This window comes from Erythrobacter sp., assembly GCF_038133525.1.
Taxonomy (GTDB): Bacteria; Pseudomonadota; Alphaproteobacteria; order Sphingomonadales; family Sphingomonadaceae; genus Qipengyuania.
On record NZ_JAYPTL010000045.1, the window covers coordinates 18855 to 27469 of the forward strand.

Consider the following 8615-nt stretch of genomic DNA (forward strand, 5'->3'; position numbering starts at 1 on the left):
CGACCTGCCGGTCGTCCAGCTGGCGGGTGCGATCTTCAATCCTCCCAAATTCCGCTTCCGGGGGAGCGCGCGTTACAGCTCGGGCAGGTTCTCGGCCAATGCCGCGGTCAATTACATCGGCTCCCTCGTCGACCGGCGCTCGACCCAGGTCCGGCGGCTCTCGGCTAGCGCAACGGTCGATCTCGGGCTGTCCTACAGGCTGATTGCCGGAGAAGGTCGCGATCCGGGCCTCGAGCTGTCACTGACCGTCCAGAACCTGTTCGACGACAAGCCCGAGGCGATCAACCGGATCGGGCCGAACGATACGCCCTATGATTCGACGAATTACTCCCCGATCGGCCGCTTCGTCGCGATCGGGATCCGGAGGCACTGGTGATCGGCCCCTTCGTCGCCATCATGCTGATGCAGTCGGTCGTTCCGACTGCATCGGTAGCCACCCGCCACGAGGATGCCTGCCTGCCGTTCGGACGAAGGGAACCCTTGCGCGACGGCAGCTCCATGAGCCTGGCCGACCAGGTCGAACTGGCCGACATCGGCAGGGCCAGCACGACACCGGCTCCAAGCGCCTTTGGCATCTCGCCCGATGGAGGTCGGGTGGCGATCCTGCTGAAGCGAGCCAATCCCCGGACCAATTCCTACTGCCAGGTTCTGGTGGTCAAATCGATCGACGGAACCGGCAAGCCGGTCGAAGTGGCACGCGGCGGAGAGTTCATCAGGGACGACTTCGCATTGCGGGACTTTTCCGCGATCGCTGCGGGGTGGGAAAGGCCGAATACGCCCAGATGGTCGCCCGACGGGCGATCGATCGCCTATCTCAGGCAGGAGGATGGCAGGGCGCAGGTCTGGCTGGTCGACCCCGAAGCGCGCTTGCCCCTGCGCAGGGCGACGAACCTTCCCGACACTCCCGATGCCTTCGCCTGGACGCCGGACGGCAGGGGACTGGTCGTGGCCACGCGCCCGGGCATTCGCCTTGCAGCCGAAGCCATTGCCCGCGAAGGGCTCGGCGGGTTCCATTTCGACGACCGCTTCTCGCCGCAGTTCGCCGATCGCCCGATACCCACGGGGCAACAGGCGACGGCCTATCGCCATGTGTCGTTGGAAGACGGATCGTCCCGGCCAGCGACTGCCGAGGAAGCGGCCCTCGTGGAACCTCTCCGTCCGAGCCTGCTGCCGCGCAGCGCCCGGCGGTTTCGTGCGGGCCCTGCCGGCCTCGCCGCCTGGCTCGAAGCCAAGACGCCCGAATATTTGCTGAGCTCGACGCGGGTGGTCTGGTCGGGCGCGACCGGCCCGCTGACTTGCGAGACGGAAGAATGCGAAGGCGTACGCGACCTGTGGTGGTCGCAGACGGGACGCAGCCTTTACCTCCTCCAGACCACGGGCTGGGCAAGGAGCCAGACAGCCTTGCTGCGCTGGGATCCCGGCGAGCCAAAGCCGCAGGCGATACTGCTGACCGAGGACATCCTGCTCGGCTGTACTCCCCTGGCGGAGGAACTGATCTGCCAACGCGAGGGAACGACGCAGCCGCGGCGGCTTGTCGCCATCGATATGCGTAGCGGGAGCGAGCGCGTGATCCACGACCCGAACCCGGGGTTCCGATCCCTGCGCCTGGGCAAGGTCCAGCGACTGCGGTTCACGAACGCCTACGGCGTGGAAGATTTTGCCGACCTCGTCCTGCCTCCCGACCATCGCCCGGGGGAGCGGCATCCCCTGGTGGTCGTGCAATATCGCAGCAGGGGCTTTCTTCGCGGAGGAACCGGAGACGAAGTGCCGATCTATCCGCTGGCGGCTCGCGGCTTAGCGGTCTTGAGCTTCGAGCGCCCCGCCTTCCTTCCCGAAGCCTATCGGGCGACCAAGGAGAGCGAGATGCGCAGTCTCAATGTCGATCCCTGGGCCGATCGCCGCCAGGTCCAGTCGTCGCTCGAACGGGCCCTGGCCCTGGCGGTTGCGAGCGGGACGGTCGATCCCGAGCGGATGGGTATCAGCGGATTGAGCGACGGCAGTTCGACGGTGCAGTTCGCGCTGGTCAATTCGAAGCTGTTCAAGGCCGCCACGATGGGCTCGTGTTGCGAGGACATGTACTCCTTTGCGCTCGCCGCAGGACCGCGGTTCACCGACGAGCTGCGCGCGATGCGCTACCGCTACTTCGACGAGAACGCTGCCGGTTTCTGGGAGCCCATGTCGCTCATCCTGAATGCCGCAAGGCTCGACACGCCCATCCTGATCCAGGCCAGCGACAGCGAATATGAGGGCAGCCTCGACGTGGTCGAGGCGCTCTCGCATCGCGGCAAGCCGATCGATCTCTTCGTCTTTCCCGACGAGGCGCATTTCAAATGGCAGCCCGCGCACCGCGAGGCGATGTATCGGCGCAATATCGAATGGTTCGAGTTCTGGCTGATGCAGCGCAAGAATTGCGACCCCTCGAAACGCGACCAGTACGAAGTGTGGCAAGCCCTGCCCGGCGCTCCGGCCGAGCTGCAGTGCTTCACCGAACCGTCAGCTGCACCATGAACGCGACCAGTTTTCCGCTTCGAGCAGGTCGAGCAGGCGGTCGACGATCGCAATGTCGGTTACCTCGTCTACCGCGACGGCCTTCTCGACGGCATCGTGGTCGATCAGGCCATTCGCCGCGAGCAGGCCGTCAAGCAGCCTCTCGCGGATCGCCGCGCGATTCCTGGCGAAGGCCGCACGAATGAAGCTGTCGGGGCCCGCCTTCGATGTCCTGCCCACGATCGAAGCGGGAAGCTCGCGGGCAAAAGCCGCCCGGGCAGGCGCACGATTGCGGCCTCCATGGCACCATACCCAGCTGGGGACTCCGAGGCAGAATTCGACAAGCGGCTGGCTCGCGAGAGGCGAAAAGCGCCACAGCGGTCCGGTCAGGCCATGAATATGGTTTTGCGCCCGCATCAGCAGCCGCAGATGGTCATCCTTCCCCGACCTAATCCGCTTCCCGGGATGGAGCCGGTCGACCAGCGGTTCGGGCGCTGCGACACGGACATCGGCACTCAACAGGCTGGTCTCGGCAGGCCAGGGGTCGACCGGCGCTCGGGGCAAGACCCTGCGTCCGACTGCCGCGAGCATGGTCGGAACGCTGCAGCCGGTGATACGACACATGTCGAGAAGCGTTCGAAGGGCGCCGATACCAGGACCATACGCGCATAACCGGTCGAAGACGGGCGCGGAGGAATGGAGGTAGCAGAAGAGGTTGTCGCCATTGTTACCGTCGAAGACGATCGAAGCGCCGATCTCGCGCATCGCGTCGTCGAGCACCCGGTCGAGCACCATGAGGAAGGATCGCCGCGCGGGCCGTGGGAGGCCAAGGGATGCCGACCTGGCCGGATCGAACAGATCCGGATCGTAGCCTCGCACCCGGCACCCCACCCCCAGCTTCCCGGCGACCGCCGCCGCATAGCCGCGTTCGTCGCCGCTGGGGTCGCTGGTGGCGACATTGATGCATTCGAACGAAGCCCCGGCTTGGGCGAGCGCCGCGCAGACCAGCGAGGAATCGACGCCGCCGGAGGTGGCTACGCCCGCTTTCCCGAGAACGCCGCTCCAGCTGCGCATGACCGAGACCGACCGGTCGCGCAGCTCTTCGGCTGCCTCCGCAATTCCGGGAGCGTCCCGGCGCGGGAAGAAGCTCTCCGGGTCCCAGATCAGGCAATCGGACCCGCTTCCTCGCGGCAAATAGGCAAGCATGCCCGGAACGAGTTCCTCGACGCCTTCGAGACAGGTCCTGCGTCGGCGCAGCTCGGGACGCAGCAGATGGGTGCCGACGGCGCCGAAATCGACCGGTGCTCCGAGCGTGGACGGATTGGAGGTGAGGACAAATCCGTCCTCCTTGTCGGCCTTGAAGACCGGCAATAGCCCCGAAGGATCGGGCAGGACGGCAAGCGAGCCCGCCTCCCGGTCCCACAGGATCGCGAGATAGCCGCCCCAGTAATGGGCGGTGAGGTAGCGCGCCGTGGCACGCAGGTCGCGCCGGGGCGGAATAGCCAGGTAGCGGGGAGCAGGCTCTCCGGAAGGAACGCGCTCGAACAGGAAACCCAGCACGAAACCCTGGCCGGCGATTGCCCGGCAAGGCGTGGCGGTAGAGTGCCAAAGGACGGGGCGAGTACCCAAGCCGTCGACCGGCCGCGATACGATCGAAGGCAGGCCGGACCTTCTCGCGCCGCGCGGAATGCCCAGGAAGAAATCGCAGCGCATCACACGACCAGGATCGGCCGGTAGCGCAGGACGCTCTCGAGGCTGTCGTTGAGCACCATGTCCCGATGCTGCGTCCAGCAATGCGCGCCGAATGGCGGCGACCTGACCCCGACGACGACATGGCTGGCGATACCGCGGGCAGCAAGGGCACTGGCAAGGGCTATCGAATGGGAGAGGCATCGCGTCGCCGAGGACCGCAGCAAGCGGGCCCGCTCGAAGGCCGAAACCACGGCCCGGCCGGAATCATCCAGGGGAGCTGGCTGGCTCATCCGCCGCGCAACAAGGCTGCACAGATCGCGCAAGACGTCGCCAAACGGTCGCGAGGCCAGTTGCGCTTCGACCCGGCGCTGGAGCCAGAGTGCGCGGGCGATCTCGGCAAGCCTGAAATCTCCGTCCAGGCGTGCCGGGCAGGCCTCGCGCGGCATGCGCCAGTCCGCAGGGTTCGGCAGGCTTGCAGGCTGGTGCCTGGCCGCCGGGCCTCGCTGTTCGATCCCGGCCAGGAATTCGTGCTCGCGGGGTTCGGACAAGCGGAAGTAGCGGTCCCGGGCGATATCGAGAAATACCAGGCGATCCTCGATGCGGCACCACGCCACCTGCGACCAATCGATCCCTGCCATGACCATTGCCCGCGAGCATGGGAGCGCGCACCCACCGATGCGCGCCCCGCGCTCGATCAATCGTCGACAATTCCGGCGAGCGATTCGAGCTTGCCGCCGCTGCCGTCGGAAAAGACGATGGCATCGCCCTTGGTTTCGGTCGTGGCCTTTCCGAGATCGATGACCTCGGCTTCGCTATATTCGAGATCCTTCATGATCGTCTCCTTTGCTGGATCTGCGACTCCATGAGCCGCAATGACGCGCATGAACCTCCCGGGGACAGAGAACTATTTTATAATCGCTTTATAAATAGATCGGGAAACCGAATACGACCGGGCGATGGAAACACCCGTTGGCGGGTAGATCGATACATTTTAGCCTTGCGCCTGGACATAGGAATCGACGCCCGGTCGAAGGAGCATTGCCCCTTCTTCATCGATACCCGGAATATCCTGTTTGGAAATAGGTAGTAGCGCCTAGTTTTCGCTTTCGCGATGGAGGCCCGCCAGGGCTTTTCTACGATTCAGGACTGCGAACGCAGCCGGGCAAAGGCACGATCGCTAGCAATGAACCGGTCAAGCATCGGGCCGATGAGCTGGGTGGCTTCGGGAGCACCCTGGCGCTGACCCGCGTTCAGCACCACGGCATATTCCTCGAGCCTTCGATGAAGCCGCGCACTGATCTCGATCGTCAGCTTGACCGGTTTTTCATCCTCGATGTCCGACAGCTTGAGCCGCGTCATGTCATGTCCTCCAGGACGATGTCGCGGGTAAGCAGCACCCGGACGGGATAGCCGGGGCGGATCTCCAGTGTCGGAGGAACGCCGAGTTCGCGTGCCACGACCTGCTCGCCGGCACGATTGAGGCCGTCCGCGCCCCCGCGACGCAGCGCGCGCACCAGGTCGTTCTGGTTATCCGTACCCGCCTGGCTACCAAGGGCCAGGAGGGTCGAGACCAGTGTAGCCTTGAACACGCCGCCCCAATGGCGATCGACGCGATCCTCGAGCCCGGCAAATCCCGACGGGTTGGCGGCGGGCTGGCGTTCGAGCACGATCGAACGGCCATCGGGCAGGATCAGCCGGTTCCAGGCCAGCAGCACCCGGCGCTGGCCGGTATTGACGTCGGACTGGTAGTCACCGATCAGGCGCGAGCCCTGCGGGACCAGCAGGCGCCGCCCGGTCGCGCTGTCGTAGACATTCTGAGTGACCTGCGCGACCACGAGGCCCGGCTGGTCCGAGCGGATCCCGGTGATGAGCGCGGCGGGAATGATCGAACCGGCCTGCAGGAGGGCCGCCGAGGCGGGCGCCTCGAGTCGCTGCTCCGCGACCGTGCGGCGCTCGGCCGGCCGGGTCGCGGCAGTGGCACCCTGCCCCGGGAGCGGCGATTGCCCATCAGCCGGTTCCGAGTGCGAGAGGCTGGCTGCCGGCGTCGTCCCGCCGAAGAACAGGCGGCTTGCGCGCGCGGCATCGCGCTCCTGCTCGAAGCGCTGGCGCGCCGTTTCTTCGGGACCGATTGCCTGTCGCGGCGGCGTGCCGACAGGCGGCAGTTCGGCGATCGCGCCGCGATCTCGCGCATCGAGGATCGGCTTGCCGAGATCGCCGGGCAGTGGCGGCCCAAGCTGCGGCACTTGCGAATAATCCTGCGGTGCCGATGCCAGCCCCTCGGCAAGAGTGACGGCCTTGGTGGCGAACAGCTCCTCGCTGCTCGCCGGCGACGCCGGTTGCAGCGCATAGATCAGTGTAGCGCCCACCAATGCCAGGCCCGTCCCTGCGGCAATGCCGATCGCCTTGCGCGACAGGCGGACGACGCGGGGAACTTCGCCGCGCAGGCTGGTAATGGACTGGGCATCGACCCCGGGGTCGGAAACGGTTTCGCGGCTCATGGCCTGGGTGCCGCCCGGTTGAAGATCATGACCCGCAGCTGCCGGCGCCCCGCCCCTAGCCGCAGCTCGGCCTTGCGCAGCACCCGATCGACGATGAGATAGCGTCCGTTGACACGGTAGTTGACCAGTTCGGCCTCGCCTCCTTCGCCGATGGCGAAGAAGGGTGGCAGCTCGCCCCGGGCGATAGCGGGCGGGAACTCGACCAATGTCCGCCGCCCGTCGTCGAACACGCGCAAGGGTCGCCAGGCAGGCCGGTCGCCGGAGATCCGGTAGTCGAAATTGAGGTTCTCCAAGACGAAGCCGTCGGCGATCGGTGCGGTACGCGCCGCTTCCGCTTCGGCCTTGCGCAAGGCGATCAACTCGTCCTCGGGATAGGTCCAGCTGACCGAGGCCATGTAGACGCGGGCATTGGCGCGCAGCTCGAGATGATAGGTCCGCCGGTCGGTGTTAATGACGAGGTTGGTGGCGATATCGGGCCGGGTCGGCTTGACGAGGATGTGCACCCGCTGGGCGTCGCCCGAGCCGCTCAGCGTATCGCCGACCAGCCAGCGCGCGGTGTCGCCGGAAGCGACCGGTCCGGGTCCGACCAGCTTCTCGCCTTCCTGCAGGACGAGGTCGGTCACCTGGCCGGGCCTGGCATAGACCTGGAACAGCGCGCCTTCGCTGAAGGCATAGCGCTGGATCGCATTGTCGAACCCGGTTTCTGCAGGCTGCATGCGGGCGAGCTCATTCGCCGCTCCCACCTGCCTCTCGGGATCGGATGCAGGGGAGCGCCGTGCGGCGACGGGCGGTTTACCCCGCACAGGACTATCGAGCATTCGGCGCGACCGGTCGGCCGCGAGATGCCGGTCCGCGGCTTCCAGCGCCAGGGGCATGGGTGCAAGCGTCGACCCCGGACTGGCCGCAACGGGAGGCGCCAGCGCCGCGCAAGCGACGGCCAGTGGGCCGACAATTCGGGTGGGATAGGCGATAGGCGAGCGGGACATCAGCCGAGCTCCTTTGACCAGTTGATGGAAGTGACGAAGATGCCGAGCGGGTTCCTGCTGAGTGCGTCCGGATCCCCTGGCGGCATGACGGCGATACCGAGGATCGCGGTCCAGCGGCTGGTCTCGGCCAATGCGCCGTCGCGGTAGTGCCGTTCGACCCAGGCGACCCGGAAACTGCGGGGCGAGGCACGGATCACGCTGGCGACGTCGACGGCCACCTGCTCGTGCCCGACCGCCGCGAAGGGATCCGCCGAGCGGGCATGATCGCCGAGCGCGCGGGCGCCCTTGTCGCTGGCGAAGTCATAGGCCCTGAGCCAGTTGTCGCGCAGGACGATCGGATCGTCGGGAATCGCGCGAACATGCTCGATGAAACGCGCGAGATGGAAGGCGATCTGGGTGTCGGAGGGCGTGAACGCGGCATCGGCGGGAGCCATGCCGCGCGCCTCGCCATGCTTGTCGATCTCGACCACCCAGGGAACGACGGTGCCGCGTGCATTCTGCCAGAGGAGGCCGCCGGTCAGCGCGGCGCAAAGCCCGAGCGCGCCGAAACAGGCATAGCGCCAGCTCCGCGCCTGGACCCGCGCCGAGCCGATGCGCTCGTCCCAGGCCTGCGCCGCGCGCTGATAGGGCGTCTCGGGCTGCGGCGAAGTGCCGTAGCGGATCGATGGGCGTCTGAACATGCGAGCTTCAATCCTTCTCTTGCGTATCTATGGAGGCGCCGGCCCCGTGCCCGTCGCCGGCACGAAGCGCATGCGCGGCGAGTGAGGCCGAAGCCCCGAGGCCCTGGCGCTGCTTGATGGACCTGGCCCAGGACGGCGGACCCTCGCTTGCCGTCGACGCAGCTGCGGGCGGCACGACACCGGGTGCAGGCACGATCCGCCCGCCCATGGTGCCGACCGAAGCGCGCGCGCCTTCGCGAAAATTGCCGCGGGCGCTTTCGACTGCCCTGCGC

8 protein-coding genes and 2 pseudogenes are annotated in these 8615 nt (G+C 66.8%); 2 read left to right on the forward strand and 8 right to left on the reverse strand.

Features of this window, described 5'->3' with window-relative positions; all coding sequences use genetic code 11:
- Together AAFM29_RS12170 and AAFM29_RS12175 are read left to right on the forward strand one after the other, a co-directional pair.
- A pseudogene (locus AAFM29_RS12170) lies at positions 1-376 on the forward strand (TonB-dependent receptor); the annotation flags it as partial.
- Positions 373-2508, forward strand: coding sequence for an Atxe2 family lasso peptide isopeptidase (locus tag AAFM29_RS12175; protein WP_341713069.1), 2136 nt, complete (start codon positions 373-375; stop codon positions 2506-2508). The pseudogene AAFM29_RS12170 and the gene AAFM29_RS12175, both read left to right, overlap by 4 nt.
- Here the strand turns inward: AAFM29_RS12175 and AAFM29_RS12180 are convergent.
- The 8 genes and pseudogenes from AAFM29_RS12180 to AAFM29_RS12215 form a co-directional block, all read right to left on the reverse strand.
- Entirely contained in the window at positions 2494-4200 is a 1707-nt protein-coding gene (locus tag AAFM29_RS12180) for an asparagine synthase-related protein (RefSeq protein ID WP_341713075.1), read from the reverse strand. The two genes, AAFM29_RS12175 and AAFM29_RS12180, sit on opposite strands and share 15 nt — an antisense overlap.
- A complete protein-coding gene (locus AAFM29_RS12185; protein WP_341713070.1) occupies positions 4200-4817 on the reverse strand; it encodes a lasso peptide biosynthesis B2 protein in 618 nt (205 codons plus the stop codon). The genes AAFM29_RS12180 and AAFM29_RS12185 overlap by 1 nt, the downstream gene beginning before the upstream one ends.
- 56 nt (positions 4818-4873) lie before the next feature.
- Complete coding sequence (locus tag AAFM29_RS12190; protein WP_341713071.1) at positions 4874-5011, reverse strand: hypothetical protein; 138 nt, start codon at positions 5009-5011, stop codon at positions 4874-4876.
- Positions 5012-5319: 308 nt separating this feature from the next.
- Positions 5320-5538 carry a DUF2274 domain-containing protein gene (locus AAFM29_RS12195; protein ID WP_341713072.1) on the reverse strand — a complete coding sequence of 73 codons (219 nt, stop codon included), beginning with the start codon at positions 5536-5538 and terminating at the stop codon, positions 5320-5322.
- Positions 5535-6677 (reverse strand): TrbI/VirB10 family protein, encoded by a 1143-nt coding sequence (locus AAFM29_RS12200; RefSeq protein WP_341713073.1) that lies wholly within the window; start codon positions 6675-6677, stop codon positions 5535-5537. Before AAFM29_RS12200 ends, AAFM29_RS12195 begins: the two co-directional genes overlap by 4 nt.
- Positions 6674-7663: a P-type conjugative transfer protein TrbG gene (gene trbG / locus AAFM29_RS12205; RefSeq protein ID WP_371830739.1), complete on the reverse strand. Its 990-nt coding sequence runs from the start codon at positions 7661-7663 to the stop codon at positions 6674-6676. Before trbG ends, AAFM29_RS12200 begins: the two co-directional genes overlap by 4 nt.
- Complete coding sequence (gene trbF / locus AAFM29_RS12210) at positions 7663-8343, reverse strand: conjugal transfer protein TrbF (protein WP_341713074.1); 681 nt, start codon at positions 8341-8343, stop codon at positions 7663-7665. Before trbF ends, trbG begins: the two co-directional genes overlap by 1 nt.
- Before the next feature lie 7 nt (positions 8344-8350).
- Positions 8351-8615 (reverse strand): annotated as a pseudogene (locus tag AAFM29_RS12215) (P-type conjugative transfer protein TrbL); the annotation flags it as partial.